We start from the raw sequence: 26,534 nt of genomic DNA, 5'->3' as shown, positions 1-26,534 counted from the left end.
ACCCTGACTTTGACTTATAACGAAGCTTTAGATGGAGCTTCAGACCCAGTTGGTAACGACTACACCATTACGGTCAATGGTATATCAACGACTGTTAGTACGGTTGACGCAAACGGTTCAACAGTAACGCTCACCTTGGATAATGCGATTTCTAATGGCGACACAGTCACGCTGAACTATACACCAGGAACAACCCCAGTCCAAGATGCGGCTGGTAATGATGCTATTGCCCTGTCAGGAATTAATGTCACCAATAATACAGCGGCAACGGGTAGTGGTAGCTCATTAGAGAATTTCACCCTTACCTACGATCTCCTAACGATTCGCGATGCCTTTGATTTCACAGCATTTGGTTACACCTACGATCAAGGTTATTACAACAATTTCGATGTATTGCCCGATGAGGCTTCAAACACAACTAGCCTAACCACCCGAAGGAATATAGCTGATATGACCCAGACAGAAATTGATGCTTTCATCAATGCTGTCCTAACTCTCAAAAATACGATGGTGGTCACTGACAATGGCATAGAAATTAGCATTTATGACCAATTTGTAGCTGTTCATGTGGCTGCCGCAGATGCAATTGGACGCCTGGCGCTTAATGGAGAAACGCAAGTCAACCCTGGCCATGGAGATGATTCATTCTTACCCTGGCACCGCGCTCTTTTAGCAGAATTTGAAAAAGCGCTTCAATTAGTTGATCCCAATGTTTTTGTGCCTTATTGGGATTGGACTGATGCAGATGAGACCTGGAATGAGGTCTTCATTGACGAAGTAATGGGACCCAATGGAGGGGGAGGCAATGGCGGAGTGGTTCAAACCGGTCATTTCAGCACCAATAATGGTTGGGAGGTTCGAGAAGACCTAGTTTCTGCTCAATGGTCAGGAGTGAGTGCTAACACCACAGCGCTTACTCGAAATATGGGACGCAATGGGATGCAGATTCCAGGGTCGACAAACAATATTGATGCGATGCTCGGGAGGGACGATTATGATCGCTTCCGCGCACAAGTAGAACGGGCTAGAGGGGGGCACAATAATGCCCATTTCTTCATCGGTGGCATGATGAGCAACGTAGGAGGAGCCCCTGCGGATCCAATGTTTTGGCTTCTTCATGCCAATGTTGACAGGCTCTGGGCTGAATGGCAGTTAGATGGACATTGGGACGATTATGCACCGGATGGGCAGCCTTATGGGCATGATGTAGATGATCTCATGTTTCTCTGGGATGATGGAACGTTTCAGATTGCTGATGATTTAAGAGACTTATTACCCTCAAAGCCAGGTCAGGGAAATAGTACAGTCGTAAATGGTAATACTACAGTCGCCAATGATCTACAGAATGATGGTGTTGTCAATCCAGGTAACTCACCTGGCATCATCAAGGTTCATGGTGATTATGTACAAACCTCTGAGGGTGAACTTACCATTGAGATCACGGGTAAAAAGCCAATCTCTGAGTTTGATGTCTTAAAAATTAAAGGCACTGCTTATTTGGATGGAACCTTAAATATATATTTCCTCGACAATGTTGAACCAGAGCTTGGAATTTACAAGTTTCTAAAAGCTTCAGACATTGAAGGGGATTTCACCACTATTAACATCTATGGATTGCAAAATGCTTACGACTATCAACTCCATCAACATAATGGAGCCTATATCTTAAAGCTATGTGGGTTAGAAGAAGAGTCTGAAGCTGGGCATGGTATCGCTCATACCCCCGAAGATTTGCAAGAAATAGACAACTCTAGCCTTTATAATCCCAGATTTGGCGCAGGAATAGACATGTATGGTTATGGCCTTACTCCCCACCATGGATGGGGTGAAGAGGCTCTAAACAGCGATGGTCATAATCATACGAGTGACACAAATTGGTTTCTCCCCTTTGACGTAGATATTAATTACTGGTTAGATGCCATAGCAGCAGGCGAAGAGATCCCAGATGAATTTCTGCCTCCAATGGAGGATCACCATGGTGAACACGGCAATGGAGGCATGGGATCCGGTGATGATATGAACCATGGAAATCATGGGGACGGAGGCATGGATCATGGCATGGGATCCGGTGATGATATGAACCATGGAAATCATGGAGAAGGTTCACTCTTTGAAGAAATCTCTTATCAATCTCATACAAGAAATCGTCCTAGCAGACCTCAGATCAGACGATATCGTTCAAGATATGGTGATTCTGATATTTTTGGGCTGCCTAATAGGCTTGTTGGTATAGATTTTAGTAGTTTTTCTTCTTCAAATGCTGGCCACCAGCTTCAACAACTAAGATCTCGCAAAAGACGAAACCACTTTCTCCACAAAACTCCAATCATCGACACTCAGCTTCATCATAAATGGCACAATTGTCTAATCGAGCCCTTTAATTACGAGTAAATGAGTTAATCCCTTGGGTTTGGGTTAGGCTTAAAGTCTGATACAGGTTTGCCCCCTGCATTCTTCCTGTAGAAAGCTCATAAAACAGGCTTAACCCGAACGAGCACAGGCTAAGCGCTATACTCTTCCATTAATAATGTTTTCAAAAATAGGCTTACCTTTACCTCCGATACTACATTTATCGCTAGGGAAGTAGTATGGTAAGCCTATTTTTCTAGTAGACAGCTAGAATGTTCTAAGTACGCCCAAGTTCTAGCGCCTATCACTGCAATGCTTAGCATGTACTTATGAAGCAAAAAGATGATCAGGTTTCAATTTCTTGATGCCATGGACTATGGTGCTTAGAATTGAACTATTTTCCTAATTAAAGACAGCTCACACGAAAGACCCCCATCGGATTGTCTCAACATGTTGCTAAGCCGTCAATATGTGAATCGCAGTAAGGCTTCAAAAATTTTACGCTGCTCTCTCTTAAATAGCTGATTACCAATAACTCTTTAGGCTAATGAGTCTGCATACTGGATGTTAGTTACCTAGTGATTCTTTCTTAAAGCAATGCGGGAAACCTATATGGAGTAGGTGCTTAAGGAACTCTGTTAGTTTTTGCCAGAAAACGATTTTACTATAAACTCCGTTTTAGGATTCTCTATACGATGATTATAGATACACCATACTCGTTACGATAATTAATCCAACTCATGAGAGACTTACAAGTATTAACGACACATCCTTTGTTCAACCTGATACTACCTCTTTCATCACGATTAGACCACATTGGCATGGATAACAATCCCTTATTGAGCCGATTTAATCAGTGAAGAAGGATGTCAACCAATCGAGAGAATAAACTTCAATTGAAGTTGAGGTCAGATGATCTGACAAAAGTCCCACAACCGTTCTCATACCAATCACTTACAGTTGTGCTTAATAAATATAGAGTTAGGATGATAGGAAGTGCAGGATTCAGCTCTCTAGAGACATGGTTAACTGAACAAAAGTAAAATTATAGAGTTAGAGATTCTTCCCCTCCCGCAGTATCAAGTAATTTACGTTATGTAAACGAGCTAGGTAGACGGGAGCGTAAAAATGTAAGCCGATCCTTATCTTTTTTGATAACACCCTAAATTGTTTCCTTGTACAGGTCTCACATATTTACATAGAGCTAATTTTTTCATATGGTTGGCCCCAGATAAAAATTGATATGTCGCTGTCAGAAATATACTAGCGCATGTGAATATGTGCCTAATAATGAGCTAATGAACTACTGTGTTTTCCTCTCGGATTTTTGAAAAACAATAGAAGTTATAACACCAACCTAAGTCATTGCTAGCTAACAGATAAATTTTGGGGAGATTAAGAATGTTTCTAGAAGATCCATCAGTATCCATGTCAGGCGAACAAGAGATTGCCATCAATAACATCAGAGCTGAGTTGGCCCAGCGTCTCCACATGAATAATAGTCAAATTACAGATGCTCAAGTAATTACAGCTATTTTGGCAAATGAATCTTCTATTGAAGAATGCATAGTCTTAGAACGTACAGAATCAACTTTCGTAGCTTATGTGGTTGCCACTGAAAGCTATTCATCTGAACGTTTAAGTGACTACCTTGAATCCAGACTACCTAGTCACCTTCTTCCTAAACACTTTGTCCCACTTTCGAGACTCCCCCGCAATAAGTCGGGGACCATTGATGAGGCGGCATTGACTCAAATTGAAATTCTAGACACAGAACTAATACGCTGCTGGGAAACTGCGCTTACACAAGTATCAGGGATCAATCAGGTTGCCGTAGTTTCACAAGCCAATACAGTCCAATCTTCAGTTCTCCATCTTTCTGATGTACTGCCCAAATGGAAGCAAGCGGCACCAACGGAATATCAAGATATACCTGACGATACTTTTGATGAGTATGACGAAAATATCGACAATCAAAGTTCAGTAGATCTGCAAGCTGCTCAATCATTAGCCTTAGTCAATGGTGGTAGCTTACCGGAAGGGAATGGTGTTCCCAAAACTCTACCAGAAATGTTAGGGCAGTCTGCTGCGAAAACATCGGGAGAGCGCATTACCTACCTTAATCCTGATGGTTCTACCATCAAGCAATCTTACACTGAACTTCTAGCTGATGCAGAATGTATTCTTTCAGGTTTAAGGGATTTAGATCTCAAACCTCAAGATAAGGTTATTTTTCAGTTAGAGCGGGTTCAAGATATTATTCCTGCATTTTGGGGATGTATTCTCGGTGGATTTATTCCAGTCATTACAGGGTTGCCGCCTAGCTTTGAAGAGTCTAATAGTATGCTGGAGAAACTTTGTGGTGTATGGCAGTTGCTTGATCAACCGCTTATCCTTACTGACATAGAACATGTTGAGGCTGCACAGAATCTATCGAAATGGCTATCTACAACCACCCTACACATTTCAACTATTAACCAACTAAGAACTCATAAACCCGATCAAGACTATCATCAAGCTTTACCTGGGGATACTGCCTTTTTTAACCTTACTTCTGGAAGTACAGGAACACCGAAGTGCATTGCATTAACTCACAGCAATCTGATCTCTAGAGCACTAGGGACCAACATCCTTTGTGGCCATACTGTTGAAGATATAATTCTCAACTGGTTACCCTTTGATCATATTGGTAGTATTTCCGACTGGCATATTCGTTGTGTGTATCTAGGGTGCCATCTGGTTTACACCGTTAAAGAATATGTACTAGGTAACCCTCTTAACTGGCTTGAGTTAATCCATCGCTACCGTGTTACTCATAGCTGGGCTCCAAACTTTGCCTATGCCTTAGTGAATGAGGCACTGAGTCAAGGAAAAAGTCACTATCAATGGGATTTGTCCTGCGTAAAATCATTGTTGACGGCTGGCGAAGCTGTCTCATCTAAAGCGGTTGAAGAATTTATTGATAATTTAGACTCCTATGGTTTTCAGAAGACAGCTATTCAGCCCGCTTTTGGCATGGCAGAAATGGGATCGGGCATCACATATTATCAACCAACGGAAGCACATCCTATTCTTCGTCACACAGTCGATAAGTCATCCTTAAAAGGAAAGGTTAAAAGAGTTAGTCAACAACATTCTCATGGTTCCAGCTTTACAGATTTAGGGACTGTGATTCCGGGCGTTTCGATCCGTATCGTTGACAGTCAAAATAATGTCCTTGAAGAAGATACTGTTGGACGCCTCCATGTTAAAGGGGCTGCCGTTTCACCTGGCTATTATAAGAATCCAGAAGTTAATAAGGAAGTCTTTTTAGAAGATAAATGGTTTGACACAGGTGACTTGGCTTTCATTTCTAAGGGCCATCTGGTAGTAACAGGGCGTGCTAAAGAAACCATCATTATTAATGGTTCCAACTACTACAATCATGAGATCGAATCTGCTATTGAAGCGATAGATGGTATTGAAGTTTCATTCACTGCTGCATGTGCAGTGAGCGATTCAGACAGTGCAACAGAAAAGCTAGCAATATTTTTTAGCCCAGCCACACAAGAAGATGTTGATCTAACCGATCTCATTCGAACAGTTCGCCAAACAGTAATAGCGAAGGTTGGTGCAAATCCAGATTATTTGATTCCAATCGATAAAGATATCGTTCCAAAAACAGCTATTGGTAAGATTCAACGTTCCAAACTGGTCAAACAATACGAATCAGGAGACTTTAGCAGTACGCTCAAGAAAGTTGATATTCTACTGGGAAACGCAAATACGTTACCAAACTGGTTTTACGAAAAGATTTGGATAAAGAAAACGCTATCGCCTCTGACAGTTGCTCACAATAAAGTTGCAAGAGCAGTAGTTTTTAATGATACTTCGGGGTTGGGAGATCAAGTATGCCAGCAACTCAAAGAACAAGGAAGTCAGTATATTGTCGTCGGCACCGGAGAAGACTTTGTAAAAGTATCAAATCACCAGTATTTAATCAATCCCCTTAAGCCAACGCATTTTGATCAATTATTTGTATCCTTAGCGCAAGATAACTTACCTGTCACACATCTATTCCATTTGTGGGGTTACGGTGAGTATCAAGGCGATCCTCTTGACATAGCAGATTTGGAACAGCGATTACAGGTTGGAACCTATACTATTTTATCTATTATCAAGGCATTGGCAGCATCCCAGCAAGATACAACTCCGACACGACTGATGGTAGTCTCTAGTTTCCTCCAACCTGTGGTTTCAGGAGAGAAAATTGAAGTTGAAAAAGCTCCTGTGTTAGGACTTCTGAAGTCTGCTTCTCAAGAATTTCCATGGCTATCCTGCGCCCACATAGATTTACCTGTAGTAGATATTCACACTGAAGCGGAATCACTTCTCCTAGAAGCTCAATCACTCAGCTCAGAGCGGGAAGTTGCCTATCGGGATGACCAAAGATGGGTACCTAGACTTAGAAATTTTCAATGGTCCCCTCAAGAAGCAAACAAGGTCCCTTTTGAGACGGGTGCCTTCTATATATTGACAGGAGGGCTCGGAGGGATTGGTATGCATGTTGCCAAATATCTCCTGGAGAACTATGACGCTAGACTCCTATTAGTCGGTAATACAGAGTTACCAGATCGAACAAAATGGGATTCCGTTTTGGAGAGGGATCAAAACAAGACAGCAGAACGCATTCAAACCTTTCTTTCCCTGGAGGAAGTTAGTAACAATATTCTCTATAGAGCGGTTGATGTAGGTGATCTACAGCAACTTCAACACGCTATTGACGATGCAGAAAACTATTGGCAAAGTCCCCTAAAAGGTGTGATACACCTTGCGGGTAGCGCACCTGAAAGGACACTAGCAGAAGAAAGTTATGAGTCCTTAGCGAAGACACTACGTCCGAAAGTTGGCGGCACCTGGAATCTACATCAGATCTTTAAAGATAAGCCCGACGCTATTTTTCTTAGTTTTTCATCGTTGGCGGGTTTCTTTGGAGGTGCCATGATCGGTGCTTATGCTGCAGCCAACACCTATCTAGATTACTTTGCCTACTACCAAAAGCAACGATGCAACGTAAAGAGCTATTGTTTGGCCTGGGCTATGTGGGACAGTGTGGGGTTAAGCCAACATTCCCAAGCCAAGGAAGTACTACAAGCTAAAGGATATATACCCGTTTCAGTTCAGCAAGGTCTGAATTCACTGATTGCAGGTTTACAGCACGGTAGTTCCAATATTTTGGTGGGTCTTAACCCAGCAAAACCCAATATTCTGAGATATTTGGAATCTCCCAATTTACAGATGAAAAAATTGAAGGCATATTACACAACCTCTGATACAGTAAACATTCAAAATAAGTTAGAAGAAATTGTTGTGGGAGATAGCTTTGGTTTTTCATCTCAGATTACCATGCAAAAATTAAAAGAAATGCCCGAGCGAGAAAATGGCAGCATCAATTTAGAGTATTTGCAGGCATTAGCAGACGGGAAGAGTCAGAATCAAAAGATCTCACCCCGTACTAAAACAGAACAGCAATTAGCTAATATGTGGAAAGCAGTATTGGAAGCTGCCAATATTAGTGTTAACGAAAGCTTTTTTGAATTAGGCGGTAGTTCCCTAAAAGCAGCACAATTATTTGCCAAAATTGAAAAAGTATTTGGGGTAACATTACCTTTGGAAACGATTTTACAAGCTCCCACCATTGAGCAACTATCTCATATTCTGGATAAGAAAGAAGAAGCAGTCTACTCGACTCTGGTTGCTATCCAACCTGAAGGGAAGAAACCTCCATTCTTCTGTGTACCTCCAGCAGCAATGACGGTGATTCAGTTCAATAAGCTTTCAAGTTACATGGGGACGAATTACCCTTTTTATGGCTTTCAACCTTTAGGCATGGATGGCAAGGAAGAGCCTCAAGATTCAGTAGAAAAGATGGCTGTTACCTATATTGAAGAAATGAGAAAGGTACAACCCAAAGGTCCCTATTATATTGGCGGGCAATGCTTTGGAGGCATTGTGGCATTTGAAATGGGGCAACAGTTGCTGAGGCAAGGTGAGAAAGTTGCCTTTTTGGCTTTAATCGATACACAAGTCCCACCAAATGTTACCCAGGATATATGGGGGCCTGAAGCTGCTAATAAACCTAAAGTTCGTTTTGTTCGCTCGCTTCGTAAGTTTAAAAAAAGCTTACTGAGCACTGTAAGCTCAGTGTTGTCATTTGGAAAGTCCCAACAACAGGAAAGTCTAAGTCTTCAAGAAGTAAATATACAGAAAACCTTTGCCTGTCATCTTACCGCAAGACTTAACTACATCGCATCAGTTTATCCTGGAAAGCTTACAATGTTTGGAAGTGCTGAAAATAATCCAGAGCATACAGCAATGCATCCAGAATGCCAATATCGATGGATCGAATTAACGAAGGAAGGATTAGATTGGCAATTAATCCCTGGTGATCATTTGGAGATAACTATGGAGCCTTCAGTAAAGACCTTAGCTCGGAAATTGATTGCTTGTATAAATTCTTGCGCTGTACGTAGTAATAGTTTCGAGGGTTAACCACGTGGAATTTTTAAATTCCAGAAAAAATACTTTGGAAGCAATTACAGGATCGCAATTCACATCTTTAATTTCGGGGACTTCCAACAATTGAGCTTACAAAAATGATGATTCTTTGCAGCCTTCACTATACACTTATCAAGTATTTGTCTTATTAAATTTTCTTTAGGAATTTGGAGTTTATACAATGGTAATGCCTAACTTTGTGGTCATCGGTGCAGCCAAAGCAGGTACGACTTCGCTTGATCGCTATCTTAGGCAACATCCTGAAATTTTTATTTGTCCAATAAATGAACCTAAATTTTTCTGTTTTGAAGGAGAAAAATTAAATTACAACTATCCTAAAAATGTTCAGTGGAAATATGAAAAAATTCCTATTAACAATAATGCAATTACTGATTTAGAGAGTTACCAATCGTTATTCTCAGGTGTAACAACTGAAAAAGCTATTGGCGAGGTGTCGCCAATATACTTATATTTAAGCGAAAAAACATCTATGAGAATAAAAGAACATATACCAAACACAAAAATAATAGCAATATTACGCAATCCAGTAGAACGTGCATATGCTAATTTTACACATCTTATCCGTGATGAATTAGAGCCATTAACCGATTTCAAGGATGCTATAAACGCAGAAGAAGAACGAATTAAAGATAACTGGTGGCCATTTTGGCACTACAAAGAGCATGGTTTCTACTATAAGCAACTATGCTCATATTTTGAGCATTTTGATCATAACCAAATCAAGGTTTACCTATACGAAGATTATGTATCAAATCCATCTTCATTATTTAATGATTTATTCCATTTTCTTGAAGTTGACGACCAAGTTCAAATAGATACCTCTTCAAGGTATAATGTCTCCGGTATTCCAAGAAGCCGCTCACTATATAAGGTTCTTGAAACTAGAAATGCATTGACTAAGTCTATTAGAAGTCTGGTTCCACCTAAGATCCGCCAGCAAATTAGGAGCTTTGTTCTCTCTAAACCCCCTATCTCTACAGGTACCAAGCAAGAATTAATAGAACTCTATCGAAGTGATATCTTGAAATTGCAAGACTTAATTAAGCGTGACCTTACTGAATGGCTTTCTTGCTAATTTAGGATGTATTTAGTTTTGCAAATATATATGTATAGCATGCAGTTTTAACTAATAATCAAGAACTGAATTTATGAAGCTCTAAATTAAAATCTTTTTTATACTAAAGTTTTTGGTGGTTTACTTTAGTATCTATCTTTATATATTTGATATGCACAATCACATCCGCATATTTGTCAAGTAAATCGCTTCAAAAATATCTCCTTCAATTTCAAGGTACATATATTCCCTTCTCAATAATGACCTTCATAACTTCTAGTTTATTAACTGGTTTCAAGAAGATAATGGCTGTTTTAGAGATGATTCGAGGACTTAATACTCTATTATGAGAGGCGTTAATTACTGATTTTTTTGAATCATCCGTAAAAAACGATATCCGTTTTTTATGGTAAAGCTTCTGTCTTTCCGTTTAGGGTCTATTTCGCTCACTTTTTTAAAAAATCTGTATTTTCTACTTAATCTAATTTACTCAAAATTCATATAACTAATAAATATTCACATGGTATCTGCATAAACTATTGTCTCTATACTTTCATGCTTTATTTATTGTTAATTTAGCAAGTAAGAGCGAGCGAGATTCGTCTCTTTTTTTATAACTAACCTCACTCTTTTGATCGATAAACCTTATGCTTAATTACATAATCTATTTCAGAGGAATAGCTTGTCAGAAGCATGTTGTATCAATCATATTTATAGTGAAGAAATAAAATATTATGCCATCTTCATACTTAAGCTATAAACGTTTCTTCTAGTAGTGATTTCTTGACCATAGGTATGCAAATAGACAAGTTGTTCCCCTCATATCCTGATCAGGCAGAACAGCCAAACTCATTCTCTCTAGTCAGGGCTATTTCATTCAAAATGAGCATCTTTTGTGCTGCAAATAGTCATTTCGGGCATAAAGCACTTGACTCCCAGATCTCTAAAACAACGCAAAGTCGTTATCTAGTTTTAGAATGAAATAGCCCTGCTCTCTAGTTGGACAATAAACACATGAGTTTGCGAAAAAAGGCTATTCAAGGAGTTATTTGGACTTCTCTTCAGAATTGGGGAGGTCAGGCACTTTTCTTCTTGACATTCTTAGTTCTTGCCAGATCCTTAGATCCAGCTACTTTTGGTCTGATCTCCATGGCCAATATATTTATTCATTTTGTCCAGGCACTTCTGGTTCAAGGATTTGCGGATGCTATCGTACAACGTAAGGAGCTAGAACCTGAGCACCTAGATACGGCCTTCTGGGTTAACTTGGGTATTGGGATTTTGCTATTTCTAATAGGATTTGCATCAGCAAACTTAATTGCAAATGCTTTTCAACAAACAGAACTCACTTCAATTATCCGCTGGTTGTCGGCTAGTGTTATTCTTAATGCTTTTGCAAGTACTCAACAAGCTCTCCTAAGACGTAATCTAGAATTTAAGTCATTGGCAGTCCGCCGACTGATTGGCCAGTCAGTCGGCTCTGCCATTGCAATTTCTATGGCTTTCTCAGGCTTTGGTGTTTGGAGCCTGGTTAGCCAGCAGTTGCTGAACAATTTAGTGGGTACGGTTCTTTTATGGAGGATGAGTGACTGGCGTCCCGGTCTTAAGGTTTCTTGGCGTCACTTTAAAGACCTCTTCTCTTTCGGAATTAATGTAATGGGTATGAGTGTCTTAGTGTTTTTTAGCCTGCGAAGTGATGACTTCTTAATTGGTTATTATTTAGGTCCCGAAGCCCTTGGTTACTATACGATCGCATATCGTCTCCTAGTGACCCTTACGCAATTAATCGTGGACACAGTTAGGCAGGTGGTTTTACCCACATTTTCTCGATTACAAGATGACAAAGAGAAAATGTGCCAAACCTTTTACAAAACCACTGAAATGATCGGTTTTGTTGCTTTTCCTGCTTTTTTGGGTATGGCAGTCTTATCACCTGAGCTAGTTGTAGGGCTATTCGGAGAGCAGTGGCAACCCAGTATTCCGATTATGCAGGTGCTAGCAATTGTTGGATTACTGCGTTCTGTCTTCAATCTAAGCGGGGTAGTAATCATATCGCTTGGCAAACCTTCCTGGAATCTCGGCTTAATGGTGCTAGATACTGGTGGTAAAATCGTCGCATTTTTTATCGCTGTCAGGTGGGGAGTTGTTGCAGTTGCAGCTAGTTTACTCATCTCAACATATCTATTTGCCCCGCTTCGACTTTGGGTTCTTCGCTACTTAGTTAATTTGAATATTCGGGCATATTTCACAAGGTATGGGACTCCGCTTTTAGGATCGGGGATTATGGTAGGCTGCATATGGCTATTTAGGTATTTCCTGAATAGCTACCTGGATATCAAAGTTTTATTGAGTTTATGTATTGCTGTTGGAGTATTGACTTACGCATGCACTATTTTTCTCCTTGCGCCAAAGTTTTTTAAAGAATTATTGGATTTAGCTCGATCTGCGATACCGTCTAAGAGCTAATGGTATTTATGAGAACTGTTGGTTAACTTCTACAAATTTATTATGGTAATTTTTTTTAGAGTTAATAAAATTAGAATCTAAAAATATTCATCTAAAGCAATGCTCAATTGATCTTAACTCTATATAGTAAACCTCTTGCATAATTGAGTAACGATATGGTAGAGGACTAAAAATCAAAGTCAAATGACATCAATTGAATTAGTAATACACTATGGAACGAATATTACAAGAGGTTTAGTGAATCCATGAAAATATCTATCTAAAGTCCCAATCCCTATTGGGATTAGGAGTTATATCCCTCTATAAAAGCAAGCTATCGCTAATAGGCCAAATGAAAGATTTATGATACCACCCTCATAATTAGTACTAATATAGAAAGCAATCTGCTATTACGGACTTTGTTCACTCGTATACAATTGTCGACTAAAATGCAAGATAAATTAAAAAATATTTTTAACTCTAATGTCAATTCATATACTTCTTCAAGATCAAAATAATGCGAAAGCCTGATTTCCTCCTTGTAGGCGCTCCTAAATGTGGCACAACTGCAATGTTCTCTTATTTGGTACAACATCCTGATATTTTTGCACCAGATGATTCGAACACTTTAGAATCTGCAATTGGTGGCAAGCAAGAAATCCACTATTTTGACAAAGATTTAGCTTTTTCCCAGAGACCTACTTTAGAAGAGTATTTAGGTTATTTTTCTGCAGCTAAGCCACATCAGGTTGTTGGAGATTCTTCAGTCTTTTATTTATATTCTAAAAAGGCAGCTGCAGAGATTAAGGCTCTATGCCCAAACGCTAAAATTATTGTTATGCTTAGAAACCCTATTGATATGATGCATTCTTGGCATTCACAGTTAGTTTTTTGGGGTGATGAGAATATCCGTGACTTTAAAGAGGCTATTAATGCTGAAACAGAGCGAAAAAAGATGATGAAAAGACCTGATAAGGCTGATCATCCTATCGAATGTTTTTTTTATAAAGAAATTGCTCAATTTTCTAAACAGCTAAGAGTCTATTTTGAGATCTTTGATAAAGAGCAGATCAAGGTCGTTATCTTTGATGACTTCAAAAGTAACACACTGCAGGTTTATCAAGAATTACTTCATTTTTTAGGTTGTCAGGACTCTGGCTTCAAGCCAAAATTTGAGATAGTCAATCCGAATAAAACAATTCGAAATTACAAGCTACAACAAATAATTAAGAACCCACCCGTTCGTCTCCGATCTTTAAGTAAAACACTGTTCCCGCAGCAAATGCGAAGTAGGATACGTTTTATGCTGCAAACCTTTAACTCACCTAAAAGAGCTCGCAAGCCACTAGATCCATCTTTAAGATCTATACTATCTGAAGAGTTTGCAGATGAAATCCAAGATCTGAGTGGTCTTTTAGGTAGAGATTTACGGTTTTGGTTAGAGCATTGACAATAGATGGTCAGAGATATTGCTCTGACCAGGGCAGATTACTTTCTTAGAATAATTAAGTAACAAAATTAGAATCCTGAATACTATGGCAAAACTAGCTTTGTTCGGTGGTACCCCAGTTTTACAATCTACCTTTCCTTCATGGCCGGTATTTGATCAGCGAGAGGTTGAGTCTGTTGTAAATGTTGTTAATAGTGGAGATTGGTGGATGACCAATCCAGCTATTGCCGATTTTGAGAGTGCTTTTGCTAAGTTTCAAGGATCTAAATATGCATTGTCATTAACTAATGGAACACATACATTAGAAACTATTTTACGGGCATTAGGAATTGGACCTGGTGACGAAGTTATTGTCCCAGCATATACTTTTATTGCTACTGCATCATCCGTACTCATGGCCGGTGCTACCCCAGTACTGGCTGATGTTTGCATTGACACGATGACTTTAGATCCTGAAAGGTTTAGTGAAGCAATTACGAGTCGTACTCGGGCTGTTATTACTGTTCATTTGGGAGGAGTTGTTGGGCCAGTAGATGACATTCTTCGAATAGCTAAAGCAAAAAAAATATTTGTAGTGGAGGACTGTGCACATGCTCATGGTTGTGCTTCTAGAGGGAGACAGACAGGTAGTTTAGGCATTGCTGGTTCATTTAGTTTTCAAAGTTCCAAAACCATGACTTCTGGGGAAGGTGGTGCAATTGTCACTAGAGATAAATCACTTTTTGAAAAGTGTTGGAGTTTATATAATTGCGGACGTAAATATAAAGCCAATTTTAATGAGTATCAGGTACTGGGTTCTAATTATCGAATGACACCTTTCCAAGCTGCTATTCTTGCCATTCAGCTTCAAAGAATGGAGGAACAAAGTCCAGTGCGTCTTCAAAGTATTCAATGCTTAGAAGAAGGTCTCAAAGACATTGAAGGGATAACACCACAGTATCGAGATCCTCTTGATTCTGCACCGGGATATTTATACTCTTTCTACTATGATTCCAAAGCTTTTAATGGGCTATCACGCTCCCTATTTCTGAAAGCGCTAAGCGCTGAAGGGATTCCTTGTAATGCAGCTAATTACCCAGCTATTCATCAGACTCCTCTCTTCCGTAATCGTATTTTTGGTGCGGGAGGTAAAGCAATCAAGTCTGATTCGACTGGCCAAACTTTACCAGATTATGCTTCGATGTCTTTGCCTAATGCAGAAAACATCCAAGAAACAGTGGTTAGTTTACCTCATCAAGTGATGTTAGGAGAGTTAGAGCAGGTACAAAAAGCTGTGGAAGCGATTCATAAGATTCAAACACATGCAAGAAAGACTGTTGCTCCTTCACTAACTTGGGTAACAGGAGTTGTTCGCAAAAAGATTGGTATATAAGAGTATCAGTCTTTCAGAAAATCTTTCTCGCTGGGTTTCAAGAAGGGAATTTTAGATTTCACTCATTGAGACTATCAAGCTGGAACTATTGAGGTTGCTCCTTTATCAAAACAGGCTTTTCCAGTTCAACAAAATACTCTGTAAAAATTTTATATAAAATTAGGTTTCAAACAAAATGCTTATTGATGCACATGACCTACCTGAAAATGAGGTTTTGGAAAAAGACATTTGTGTTATCGGCAGTGGGCCTGCAGGCCTGACACTAGCTTTAGAATTTCTGAACCGTAAGCAAGAGGTTTGTTTAGTTGAGAGTGGCGGATTGAATTTTGATGAAGAGACGCAAGAGTTAGCAGGTGGAGAAGTTATTGGAGATCCCTATCCGTCCCTCTCCTCACTTCGATGTCGGCAGTTGGGAGGGACTTCTCACTATTGGGAAGCTCAAGCAGGGTATCACAATCCTGGTTTCAGATGCTTGCCACTAGATGATATCGATTTTGAAGAAAGAAGTTGGATTCCGCATAGCGGTTGGCCTTTTAAAAAGATTCACCTCGACCCTTTTTATGAAAGAGCTCACAAAGTGTGTCAAATTGGCTCTTACTCTTATGGAGTCAACAATCAGGAAGATGAGGAAGATCAACCCGATCAACCCCTACCGTTTAAAGGGGACTGTTTATTGACGAAAATGAGCTATTACGGTTTCCGAAAGCCATTTACATCTCAGTATCCTGAGAAAATTCGGCAGTCAAAAAACGTTACGGTATTGATCCATGCCAATGTTATCGATATCAGAACAAATGAATCTTCAAATCAAGTAGAAAGAGTAAAAATTGCTTGTTTGCAGGGCAAGCAATTTTTCTTGAAAGCAAAAATATTTGTTTTGGCAACAGGGGGGATTGAAAATGCTCGGATGCTTCTGCTGGCAAATCATCAGCAAAAGGAAGGATTAGGTAATCAGCATGATTTAGTGGGTCGCTTTTTTATGGAAAGACCTGTTGTAAAAAGCGGCATGCTAGTTCCAAGGACGAAACAGTTGTTTAAAACGACTGCTTTGTATGATGTAAAGGAACTGCAGGGTACTCCAGCTATGGCTTGGGTTGCCATGCAACAGGATTTTATGAGAAGTGAGCATCTGATGAACAATGGTGCCCAGCTATTCCCAAAACCACTGCCTCGTCAGATAGAAGCCACGCGTTCCGCGAGAAAATTATTTACGTTGTTGAAGAAGCGTCAGTTCTCTGATGAAACTACCCAACTGGTTATTGCTTCTTTGAGGGGGTTCGACTACCTCGTATCTGCTGGTTTTTGGTCTATGGTAAGACGATTTCCAGGATTACAGCGAGGTGACTGGTCCTATTTGCCCTATGAAAAACAGCGATTTTCTCTGTTTGAAGTCATTTATCAAATTGAGCAAGCCCCCAATCCAAACAATCGCGTGGTACTGGGTGATACACTTGATCGCTTAGGTCTGCCTCGGGTAAAAGTTAACTGGCAACTAAACGACATTGATATCCAAAATATTGAACGGGTTCAGGATATCTGGAAAGCGGAATTTAAGAAAGCTGGGATTGGGGATCTCCAGCTATGCTCTAGCAAAGATAATCTAATATTTTATAAACCTGCAATGGCCCATCATATCGGCACAACTCGAATGAGTGATAGTCCTCGCTACGGGGTTGTTGATGCGAATTGTTGTGTTCACGGAATTGCCAACTTGTTTGTTGCAGGATCCTCAGTATTTCCAACAGCAGGTTATGCAAATCCGACATTAACTATCATTGCGCTCGCTCTTCGATTGGCTGATCATATAAAGACAGTGGCGAAGATCTAGCCTAAATGGTTTAGATTCTCAACCTCGAGTTCTGATGTCATCGATACTCACTTTATCTACACTGTATGACCTATTATTCCCTTTTTAGGTACCTGTTAAAAGTAGGTTAGAAGTTTGCACTCAGGAAGGTCTTTATCCGATACTAGGTATGCTTTGACAACAGTTTGAGGCCATTGATGCATGCAAAATTGCTGCTTTATGACATGTTGTCTCAATCCTGAGTGCCCTAAGCCGCTTAATCCTGACACTCACAAGTATTGTCAGCAATGTGGCACGGCCTTAGTCCAGTTTCTTCATAAACACTACAAAATCATAAAACCGTTGGGATCTGGACGGTGGGGTAAGACTTATTTAGCTGAGGATGTCGATCAACTCAATACTCCATGCATTGTTAAGCAATTAACTCTGAAGACCTTTGGTGCAAATCCTGATGCCGTTCAACTCTTTCAAAACGAGGCTAAGCAACTGCAAATTCTAGGTCATCATGTCCAACTTCCAGACTTATTGGCCTACTTTCAAGAAGGAGAGTATCTTTATCTGGTTCATCAGTTAATTGAAGGGAAAACGCTACTCGATCAGTTGCAGCGAGGACCGTTCGACGAGGCTCAAGTGCACACCTTGCTCTTGGATTTGTTACCGGTATTACAAGTTGTACATGAGCAGGGGGTGGTGCATCGGGACCTCAAACCAGAAAATATCCTTCAGGATAGCCATGGACACTATATCCTGATTGACTTTGGCATTGCTCAGTTTCTCAACGAAAATCAAGCCTTACAGCGACCAATTAGCAGCCGTTCCATGGGCTATCGGCCGCCCGAGCAACTCCAAGGTCATGCCAGCCCCGTCAGCGATTTGTTTGGTTTAGGGGCCACATGTTTTCATCTTCTGAGTGGGATGTCTCCGTCAGCACTGGTTCAAACCCAAGGACAGTTCTGGAGTCAGGATTGGCAGTCGCATGTGGCTCAACCCTTAAGTTCTGAGCTGCAAGCCACCCTCACTCAATTGCTTAATCCAGACTCCAATCAGCGGTATCAATCAGCCCGGGAGGCTCTAGAAGACTTAACTCGATACTCCCCTAGTTCTTCTAGGCTCAGCCAGTTGGGTGGCTCTCGCAGGATCTGGATCGGGGCTGCGATCGCATGCTTGGTCGTGGGCAGCTTAACGGGGATCACCTATATGATCACCACTCATACGGCTTCGACGGAAACATCAGGGGAAAGCGCATCAGCATTTATTCGCCGGGGGGATGCTAAGTATAGTCGTCGGGACTATGAGGCTGCGATCGCAGATTATTCCGCAGCCATTCGTCTCAGCCCGGATAATCCTCAAGCTTATTTAGGGCGGGGAAATGCCAAGTATGCGCTAGAGCAATATCAAGCGGCCTTGCAAGACTACGAGGAATCGCTTCAGCAGGACCCAAACTACGCCTATGCGTTAAATGGTCGTGGCAATGTCAAATTTGCCCTCAAAGACTATGAGGCCGCGATCAAAGACTATAACCAAGCCATTCAAGCCAATCCCCAATTTGTCTTGGCTTTCTATAATCGCGGTAATGTCAAATCCGCTCTGCAAGAGCACCGCGCCGCAATTGAAGACTTTAGCCAATCCATTCGCCTCAATCCCCAATATGAGCCAGCCTATTTGCAACGAGGTATTTCTAAAGCGGCTTTGACGAATTATATGGGAGCTATCGAAGACTATTCAGAAACCATTCGCCTCAATCCTGAGAATGGGGATGCGTTCAACAATCGAGGGGTGGCGCGTTACAAACTAGGTGAAAGTCGTCAGGCCATTGAAGATTTCAATGAATCCATCCGCCTTGATTCTGAGAATCCTTTTGCCTATTGCAATCGAGGGGAAGCCAAACTGAAGTTAAAGGATGCAGAAGGTGCGATCGCAGACTGTACTGAAACCATCCGCTTAGATCCGCAAAGTTCCTTTGCCTACAGTGCCCGGGGTAAAGCAAAACATGCCCTCAAGCGGTATAAAGCTGCCATTGAGGACTATACTGAAGCGCTCACGATCAATTCTGGCTGGGGAAATAGCGATAGCCCTGCCGATAGCTACTACAACCGGGGGAGCGCCAAAAGCAAACTGAATAATATTGCTGGGGCTGTTGAGGATCTTAAGATAGCCGCCGATCTGTTTCAGCAGCAAGGGGATACTCGACGGTATCGAGCAACCCGTAAGCTGCTAAGGACCTTGCAGTAGAACCTCTGACGAATTTATCTTAGACTTCTTCAAGCTCTTTTTCCCGCAGATGGCCATCTTCTACGGTCATAATCCGGTTGGCACACCCGAGAATACGATTGTCGTGCGTCACAATTAACACAGCAGACCCCTGCTTTTTCGCGAGATCTTGCATCAGTTCGACAACGTCACGTCCTGTTTTGCTATCGAGGGAGGCAGTGGGTTCATCGGCCAAAACGAGCTGAGGACTGATAACGAGGGCTCTAGAAATGGCAATTCGTTGTTTTTGCCCCACCGAGAGTTGTTGGGGATAGTAGTTGATATATTTGCCCAGGTGCATGGCCGACAGCATTGCTTCTGCTTTAGACTCCGCCTCTTGCTCAGATACATCATCAAACAGTTCAAAGGAAAGCTGCACATTTTGCTTGGCCGTCAAAAAAGGCATCAAGTTGTGAGACTGAAAAATAAAGCCAATCTGACGTCGCATCCGAATTCGTTGGGCTTCGGTTGCCCCCCGTAGCTCTTGTCCCAGGAACCGAATACTCCCCATTTGTACCGAACGTAATCCACCCAGTAAGGTGAGGAGCGTCGTTTTCCCTGCTCCCGATGGCCCGGTCAGAATAATAATTTCTTCCGGCTGAATGGCTAAGTTGATATCAAAAAGAACCTGGCGCTGGAGTTCGTGCTCACCAAAATAGTGATTCAGATGGTTTACCGTAAGCAGGGAATCGGGGGACATAAGGGCCGTGATCAACCACAATCAGAACACATCGACGGGGTCGGCAGAGCGGAGCTTCTGCATCGCCAGCAGGCCAGAAAAAACGCACATCATAGTGACTAAAAACAAGACCGTGATCCCTTTGCTGGCGGTCATAACAACGGGAAGCTTGGTCGCATCCTCAGCAATCGCGTATACGCCCACTGCGGCAAGGGTGCCAGGAATATAGCCCAGGGTAGACAGCAACAACGCTTGCTTAAAGATGATTTTAAGGAGATAACTATTTTTAAACCCAATCGCCTTCAGGGTAGCGTATTCAATAATGTGATTAGAGACATTGCTATACAGGATTTGGTAAGCCACCCCAATCCCTACCACTAGGCCAATAACAACCATGATCTTGAAGATAAAGCCAATCGGGGTTCTCAGGTTCCAGTAGCGCTTCTCAAGTTTGCTGAAGTCCGCCAAAGACAAAATCTGAACATCCTTCGGTAGGTTTGCAATTAAGCTGGCTCGCACCTGTTGAGGATTAGTCTCCGGCTTCAGGGTAATGAGGCCAATATTAATTTCCTCGGCCAGCCGATCTTCAAAGGTATGCAGAAAGGCCGTCGCGTTGACAATAATGTTGCCATCTACCCCAAAGGATGTACCCAAGCTAAAAAGTCCGCGGATTTCAAACCGCTTGGCCTCCGTAATCTCGCCAAACTGAGAGATTTCAACTTGAATTTTCTCGCCCTTCTCGACGCGCTCGGAAATGGGACCAAACTCAGAGCGAGAATCCCGATCAAAAAGCGCAAAGTTAGCACTTTTAACCTGATCAAGATTTTGCATCACTTCCGGTGAGCTAAAAGGGGGCAATCCGGGATCAATCCCGAACACGAAAATAGCGTACTTCTGGCCCGTCTCAATATTTTTGAGCTTTCCAAACTGGATATAGAGGGGCTTAACAGATTCAACCTGATCCGAGGCCAGGGTTTGATAAAGCCGACTTCTAGGGAAATTTTGCTGTGATGTTAGGGCTTGATATTGGGAACTCACCAGAAACAGATCGCCCTGCAGACTTTGATGGACGCGAATGGAACTTTCAAACAGGGCGTCCTGAATGCCGAGCTGCATAAACAGCAACAGCACCACAAAGGCAATCCCGGCCAAGGTGACGGCAAAGCGGACCCGCTGATGAATAAGCTGTAACCATGCGATAGGGATGGCGGCAATCATAACCCATCAGCTCTGAATCACGACTTGAACCTGTAAATTGCTGAAGCTGGATACTTTTTGACTGCTGGCTGGATCCAGGCGAATCCTGACATCAATAACTTTATTGTCAGTTTGCACCAGGGGGTTGGTACTAAAGGTCTCTTGGCGTTCAACCTGCAAACCAATGTCACTGACTTTCCCGTCAAGCTGCCCTGAAAAAGCAGGACTGGTAATCAGGGCGGTCTGATGGCGACGAACTTTATGAATGTCGGTTTCGTAAACCTCTGCCACAACATACATTTCCCGGGTGTGACCCATATCAGCGATGCCGTCACGATCAATTGTTTCTCCAGGCCAGGCATGAATTTTCAAAATTTGACCGTTAATGGGGGCATGGACATAGGTTAAGGCCAATTCTGCTTCAGCTTGATGGGCAATGGCGATCGCCCGCGCCAATTCGGCTTCCGCTACCTGTACTTCCGCCGGACGAACCTCCGCAATACTATCCAAGGTTGACCTCGCCTCATTTTGTTGAATTTGGGTGGTCCGAATGGTTCTTTGCAGGGTTGCTTTGGCCTCTTTGAGCTGTTCCTGCGCTTGCGCTAGGCGCAACCGCCGACTGTCAGCCTCGGAGTCCGATACGGCACCCTCAGCATTAAGGGTCTGGTACCTGCGGTATTCCACCGTGGCGTTATTCAGATCGGCTTCCAGCCCTGCAATTGTGGCCCGCTGAACCGAAACTTGGCCCTTGAGTTCTGCAGATAGGCGATTGATACGATCCGCTTGGGCATGAATATCCCCCTTCTTTGCTCCAGATTTCACCAGGGCGAGTTTAGCTTTGGCTACCTGCACCTCGCTTTTGGCCCGTTTCGCGGCGGCCAACCAACTATCACGACTGTTGAGGATGGCAACCACCTGCCCCTTGGTAACGCGATCACCCTGCTGTACCAAAAGCTTTTGAATTTTGGTGCTGGTTCCATTGAGGGAATTAGGGGCGGAGAGCCGCACAATTTCGCCCTTTGGCTCTAAGCGTCCAAGGGCTGAAACAGACTTCATTTTAGGAGCCGTCTCTTGCGTGGATGAAAGGGCTTGAGACTCAGCCTGAGACCGGAGCAGACTTGATACCTGTGGGCTTAGTAGGAACGTTGCACCGATAGACAAGGATGCCGTGATAATGATCGTGGCAACCCACTGAAATCTGGCGGAGGCGAGCTGCCGAACTTGCTTGCTATTCATAGGTCGTTTTACGTATGGAGCTTGAACTCAAACCATTAGTGAAAGCCATTTACGTTGAAGTAAAGGGCAACAGGCTCTGATGCACCATTGCCTTTAATATCTCTATTTCAAGACATCTTGATACCCGAATTGTGGCAAGTTACTCCTTCTCCTAAGCTCTACAGAAACTAAGGTTTAAGGGTCATTCTGCTGCTGAATCACATCAGTGGCGTATTCAACAGAACTAGTCTAATTCGAACGAGCTAGATAGAACATGATTGACGGGCAATAGTCAGTGCAGGTTACGCTGACTATTGTTTTTTAAGAATGTTGATGTGAATATCGGAGTTTTCTATGGAGGAAAAACATTTTATGAGCTAATTTTTAACGCCTAACTCAACACGGTTAAGTCAACGATTTATTGGTGATGGGAATAGATTGGATTGAGAAATTAAGGCTCATTAGACTGCTAATATCGAAACTTTAGCAATAGAATCTTTGTAGGTCAAGTCTCAAGATAGCTTCGACCATTGAATCAAAAAAATAGGTCAATTCATCAGAAAAAGTATATTAAAATACAGCCTATTACTTTCTTTTCTCCTAGAATGCAGTTAATCTGCGTTAGAACATAACCCTCGGTCTTTTGTGTGTGGGATACTTGGGTCACATATTAGTAAATGGCAATATATTGTCTATTTTTCGAATGCATTGGTGACTTGAAGCGATTTTGTCTTAAATATTTCCATGTTGTTGGTGGTTCAAGCAAATACTGTAAGTACTTAAGGCATTTGTTGGCCTAATAGTGTTAGGTAGGAGCTTGGTTTATTAGCGCTGCTTGTAGGCAATAATAAGTTCTGCATTGGTGTGATGGCAGTATTTCCTTTTCCGATTGTTAACAATTAGAGAGCAAGCGAGTAGTTTTTACCAAAACTTTTGGGGTGTTTCTCAAGGTTGGGTTGGCTTCTAGTCATCAGTGTACTCTGTAATAGTTGCCCTTAAGTGTGATTAAGCTTTTTTTGTTAACTGATGCAATGCATTTATCCTCGGATTGGACAATATCTTTTTAGCAGAGCGTCTTAACTCAGATAGAGACTAACGGTTATCTCTGCAACTTTTTAGATTTATTTTTTTGCAAATAAGCTATTCAGTTATACAAAATGCTGGGTTGCGGTTTGGTGGTTTTAAGTCCCCATATCTTGATCAAAATGCATGAATCTACACGTCATATGAGCCAAGCTTAATTTAGTTAGCCAATATCTTCATAGATAGTATGGCTGAGTTTTTAGGCAGCTATTCTCAAGCCTTTGATTGAAGTGAATAGCACGGTGGATATTCTGAGGTTGAGCTATGTTTTCCTCTGAAAAGAGATCTGCATTATTGCAACTTCAGCAAGATATCTCTGATCTTGAGCTAGCTCTCATTAAAACGGTTAGAGAAAAACACTCTGTTAGAAAGAAGAACGCCATGTCTCAAATACCTAACGCTTCCCAACTTCAGCAGCAACCGATTGCCATTATTGGCATGGCATCCCTCTTTCCCCAGGCCAAAAACCTGCAGATTTATTGGGACAACATCGTCCACCAGGTTGACTGCATTACAGAGGTGCCCGCCTCTCGCTGGGATACTCAAGCCTATTTTGACCCCGATCCTAAAGCAACCGATAAAACCTACTGCAAGCGGGGTGGCTTTATCCCGGATGTGGACTTTGACCCCATGGCCTATGGAATTCCGCCGAATCTGCTCGAGGTAACGGATATCTCGCAACTTCTGGCTCTATCGGTAGCGTCGCAGGCGCTAGAGGATGCGGGGTACGGTCAATCAAACCCCTTCGACCGCAGCAACACTGGTGTTGTCTTAGGTGTTGCCGCTGGTCGCCAGCTGGCCGTTCCCTTTGGGGCTAGACTGCAATATCCCATCTGGGAGAGAGTCTTAAAGAGCTATGGCCTCTCTGATCAGGAAACGCAAGAGGTCGTCGCTAAGATTAAAGCCGCCTACCCCGAATGGGAAGAAAATGCTTTTCCAGGGATGCTGGCCAATATTGTTTCGGGCCGGATTGCTAATCGCCTGGATTTGGGAGGGGTAAACTGTACGGTCGATGCAGCCTGTGCCAGTTCGTTAGCAGCTTTTAAAATTGCGATCAGCGAGCTACTGGAGGGTCGCTCTAACATGATGCTTGCGGGTGGGGTCGATGTGGATAACTCGATTTTTGCCTACCTCTGTTTCAGCAAAACGCCAGCACTGTCCCGTAACCAGCAGGTCCGTCCCTTTGATATTGACGCAGACGGCATGATGCTGGGCGAAGGTCTAGGGATGATGGTCCTGAAGCGCTTAGAGGATGCCGAGCGAGAGGGTGATCGCATCTACGCTGTGATCAAGGGTATTGGTACCTCCAGTGATGGCAAATACAAGAGTATTTATGCGCCTTCCGTTAGCGGTCAGGTCAAAGCGCTCCAGCGGGCCTATAAGGACGCAGACATCGCCCCCAGCAGCGTCGGTCTGATTGAGGCCCACGGCACCGGAACGATGGTGGGCGACCCTACTGAGTTTGCGGCCCTCAATGAAGTATTTGATGCTGGAGGGCAGGTGGCGCTGGGGAGCGTCAAGTCACAGATTGGGCACACAAAGGCTGCTGCGGGGACGGCTAGCTTAATTAAGGCGACGCTGGCTCTCCATCACAAGGTTTTGCCTCCGACGATCAATGTCACTCAACCGAATCCGCGACTCCAGATTGAGGACTCGGCCTTTTATCTGAATACTGAGACTCGACCTTGGGTGAGATCGGCACATCCACGACGAGCGGGGGTGAGTTCCTTCGGGTTTGGGGGAACGAATTACCACATTGTTTTAGAAGAATATGAATCAGAGCATCACGCTTCCTATCGCCTGCACCGCACTCCCCAGCCCATCTTGTTACAGGCGGCGACGCCGGATCAGCTGCAGCGTGAATGCGATCGCACCCTGAAGCAGCTATGCTCTGATGCAGGCGACCGTCATTTTGCTGACCTCATAGAGACCTCCAAGTCCCTGCAGATCACGGTGGACGCGTCCCGATTGGGATTTGTCGCCATGTCTCGGTCAGAAGCAGCTCAAAAACTAGAATGTGCGATTGCCTGCCTTAAGCACCAAGCCCAAGACGAGACCTGGGAGCATCCCACAGGAATTTTCTACCGTCGACAGGGATTAGCCCTAGAGGGGAAAGTCGTGGCTTTGTTCTCTGGTCAAGGGTCTCAATATGTAAACATGGGCCGCGAACTGGTGGTCAACTTTCCAGAATTGCGGCAGACCTTTGCCGCGGTGGACGAGCTGTTTATCCAGGCCGATCTGGAGCCGCCCTCGGGACGGGTCTTCCCAGCCCCGGCGTTCGACAAAGGGCAAGTTCAGGTGCAGGCGCAGGAGCTACAGCGGACGGAGTATGCTCAGCCAGCATTAGGGGCACTGAGTGTGGGTCTGTACAAAATTTTGCAGCAAGCTGGATTTCAGCCGGACTTTGTGGCAGGGCACAGCTTCGGTGAACTAACGGCTCTGTGGTCGGCCGATGTCCTCACGGATCAGGATTACTTTGCCCTGGTGAAGGCTCGGGGGCAAGCGATGGCCAAACCTGCGGAGGCTGGGGCCGACCCCGGTACCATGTTGGCCGTGAAGGGGGAGGTGGACGCCATCCAAGCTGTCGTGAAGGCGTTTCCCAAGGTAACCATTGCCAACCACAACTCGCCGAAGCAATTGGTGTTAGCCGGTATCCGATCTGACCTGGAACCCGTACAAGCGACTCTGAAGGAACAAAAGTTTTCGACCGTATGGCTGCCCGTTTCGGCTGCATTCCACACGTCGTTGGTGGACTACGCGCAGAAGCCTTTTGCCGAAGCCGTGGATGAAATTGCCCTCCAGGCTCCGCAGCGTCCGATCTACACCAATGTGACGGCAGCACCGTATCCCACTGAGATTGAGGCCCTACGGACGAACTTGAAGGAGCATCTGAGCCATCCGGTTCAGTTTACAAAGCAAATTGAAAACATCTATAAGGCAGGCGGTTCCTGCTTTGTGGAGTTTGGCCCCCGTCGGATTTTGACGAATCTTGTCCAAGAGATTTTGGGAGATCGCCCCCACTTGGCCATTGCTCTCAATGCCAGTCGGCAGAAGGATAGCGATCATCAATTGCGA

The 26,534-nt window shown here is 43.1% G+C and carries 12 protein-coding genes; 9 read left to right on the top strand and 3 right to left on the bottom strand.

Annotation, left to right across the window (positions count from 1 at the left end):
- The 8 genes from Q0991_RS14875 to Q0991_RS14840 form a co-directional block, all read left to right on the top strand.
- Positions 1–2,391 (top strand): tyrosinase family protein (locus Q0991_RS14875; RefSeq protein WP_299489569.1); only part of this gene is annotated, 2,391 nt, incomplete at its 5' end.
- Positions 2,392–3,840: 1,449 nt separating this feature from the next.
- Positions 3,841–8,880: an AMP-binding protein gene (locus tag Q0991_RS14870; RefSeq protein ID WP_299489567.1), complete on the top strand. Its 5,040-nt coding sequence runs from the start codon at positions 3,841–3,843 to the stop codon at positions 8,878–8,880.
- 193 nt (positions 8,881–9,073) lie between these two features.
- The gene (locus Q0991_RS14865) at positions 9,074–9,982 is read left to right on the top strand and encodes a sulfotransferase (protein WP_299489565.1); all 909 of its coding nucleotides are present in this window, start codon (positions 9,074–9,076) and stop codon (positions 9,980–9,982) included.
- Positions 9,983–10,975: 993 nt separating this feature from the next.
- Positions 10,976–12,427: an MOP flippase family protein gene (locus Q0991_RS14860; protein ID WP_299489563.1), complete on the top strand. Its 1,452-nt coding sequence runs from the start codon at positions 10,976–10,978 to the stop codon at positions 12,425–12,427.
- A 496-nt stretch (positions 12,428–12,923) separates the two neighbouring features.
- Positions 12,924–13,856: a sulfotransferase gene (locus tag Q0991_RS14855; RefSeq protein WP_299489561.1), complete on the top strand. Its 933-nt coding sequence runs from the start codon at positions 12,924–12,926 to the stop codon at positions 13,854–13,856.
- Positions 13,857–13,941: 85 nt separating this feature from the next.
- Positions 13,942–15,228, top strand: coding sequence for a DegT/DnrJ/EryC1/StrS family aminotransferase (locus tag Q0991_RS14850; protein WP_299489559.1), 1,287 nt, complete (start codon positions 13,942–13,944; stop codon positions 15,226–15,228).
- 175 nt (positions 15,229–15,403) lie between these two features.
- Positions 15,404–17,056 (top strand): GMC oxidoreductase, encoded by a 1,653-nt coding sequence (locus Q0991_RS14845; RefSeq protein ID WP_299489557.1) that lies wholly within the window; start codon positions 15,404–15,406, stop codon positions 17,054–17,056.
- A gap of 198 nt (positions 17,057–17,254) precedes the next feature.
- Positions 17,255–19,267, top strand: coding sequence for a serine/threonine-protein kinase (locus Q0991_RS14840; protein ID WP_299489555.1), 2,013 nt, complete (start codon positions 17,255–17,257; stop codon positions 19,265–19,267).
- Positions 19,268–19,286: 19 nt separating this feature from the next.
- On the opposite strand, the gene Q0991_RS14835 is transcribed toward Q0991_RS14840, so the two are convergent.
- From Q0991_RS14835 to Q0991_RS14825, 3 genes are read right to left on the bottom strand one after another with little or no spacing between them, the layout of a single operon-like run.
- Positions 19,287–19,985 (bottom strand): ATP-binding cassette domain-containing protein, encoded by a 699-nt coding sequence (locus Q0991_RS14835; RefSeq protein WP_299489553.1) that lies wholly within the window; start codon positions 19,983–19,985, stop codon positions 19,287–19,289.
- A 21-nt stretch (positions 19,986–20,006) separates the two neighbouring features.
- On the bottom strand, positions 20,007–21,182 hold the full coding sequence (devC, locus tag Q0991_RS14830) for an ABC transporter permease DevC (RefSeq protein ID WP_299489552.1): 1,176 nt from the start codon (positions 21,180–21,182) through the stop codon (positions 20,007–20,009).
- A gap of 6 nt (positions 21,183–21,188) precedes the next feature.
- Positions 21,189–22,397 (bottom strand): ABC exporter membrane fusion protein, encoded by a 1,209-nt coding sequence (locus Q0991_RS14825; RefSeq protein ID WP_299489550.1) that lies wholly within the window; start codon positions 22,395–22,397, stop codon positions 21,189–21,191.
- A gap of 1,326 nt (positions 22,398–23,723) precedes the next feature.
- On the opposite strand from Q0991_RS14825, the gene Q0991_RS14820 reads away from it, so the two are divergent.
- A partial coding sequence (locus Q0991_RS14820) for a beta-ketoacyl synthase N-terminal-like domain-containing protein (protein ID WP_366524966.1) occupies positions 23,724–26,534 on the top strand: 2,811 nt, incomplete at its 3' end.

Origin of the sequence: Acaryochloris sp. IP29b_bin.137 (genome assembly GCF_028285745.1) — a bacterium.
In the GTDB taxonomy this organism is placed as follows: Bacteria; Cyanobacteriota; Cyanobacteriia; order Thermosynechococcales; family Thermosynechococcaceae; genus Acaryochloris.
The sequence above is the reverse complement of the archived record's forward strand: the minus strand, read 5'-3'. Positions and strand labels throughout refer to the sequence as shown.

What these genes read in the sequence shown, in the direction of transcription:
- Q0991_RS14870 (WP_299489567.1), top strand. Translation starts at nt 3,841, where the DNA reads ATGAATAATAGTCAAATTACAGATGCTCAAGTAATTACAGCTATTTTG.
- Q0991_RS14865 (WP_299489565.1), top strand. Translation starts at nt 9,074, where the DNA reads ATGCCTAACTTTGTGGTCATCGGTGCAGCCAAAGCAGGTACGACTTCG.
- Q0991_RS14860 (WP_299489563.1), top strand. Translation starts at nt 10,976, where the DNA reads ATGAGTTTGCGAAAAAAGGCTATTCAAGGAGTTATTTGGACTTCTCTT.
- Q0991_RS14855 (WP_299489561.1), top strand. Translation starts at nt 12,924, where the DNA reads ATGCGAAAGCCTGATTTCCTCCTTGTAGGCGCTCCTAAATGTGGCACA.
- Q0991_RS14850 (WP_299489559.1), top strand. Translation starts at nt 13,942, where the DNA reads ATGGCAAAACTAGCTTTGTTCGGTGGTACCCCAGTTTTACAATCTACC.
- Q0991_RS14845 (WP_299489557.1), top strand. Translation starts at nt 15,404, where the DNA reads ATGCTTATTGATGCACATGACCTACCTGAAAATGAGGTTTTGGAAAAA.
- Q0991_RS14840 (WP_299489555.1), top strand. Translation starts at nt 17,255, where the DNA reads ATGACATGTTGTCTCAATCCTGAGTGCCCTAAGCCGCTTAATCCTGAC.
- Q0991_RS14835 (WP_299489553.1), bottom strand. Translation starts at nt 19,985, where the DNA reads ATGTCCCCCGATTCCCTGCTTACGGTAAACCATCTGAATCACTATTTT.
- devC (WP_299489552.1), bottom strand. Translation starts at nt 21,182, where the DNA reads ATGATTGCCGCCATCCCTATCGCATGGTTACAGCTTATTCATCAGCGG.
- Q0991_RS14825 (WP_299489550.1), bottom strand. Translation starts at nt 22,397, where the DNA reads ATGAATAGCAAGCAAGTTCGGCAGCTCGCCTCCGCCAGATTTCAGTGG.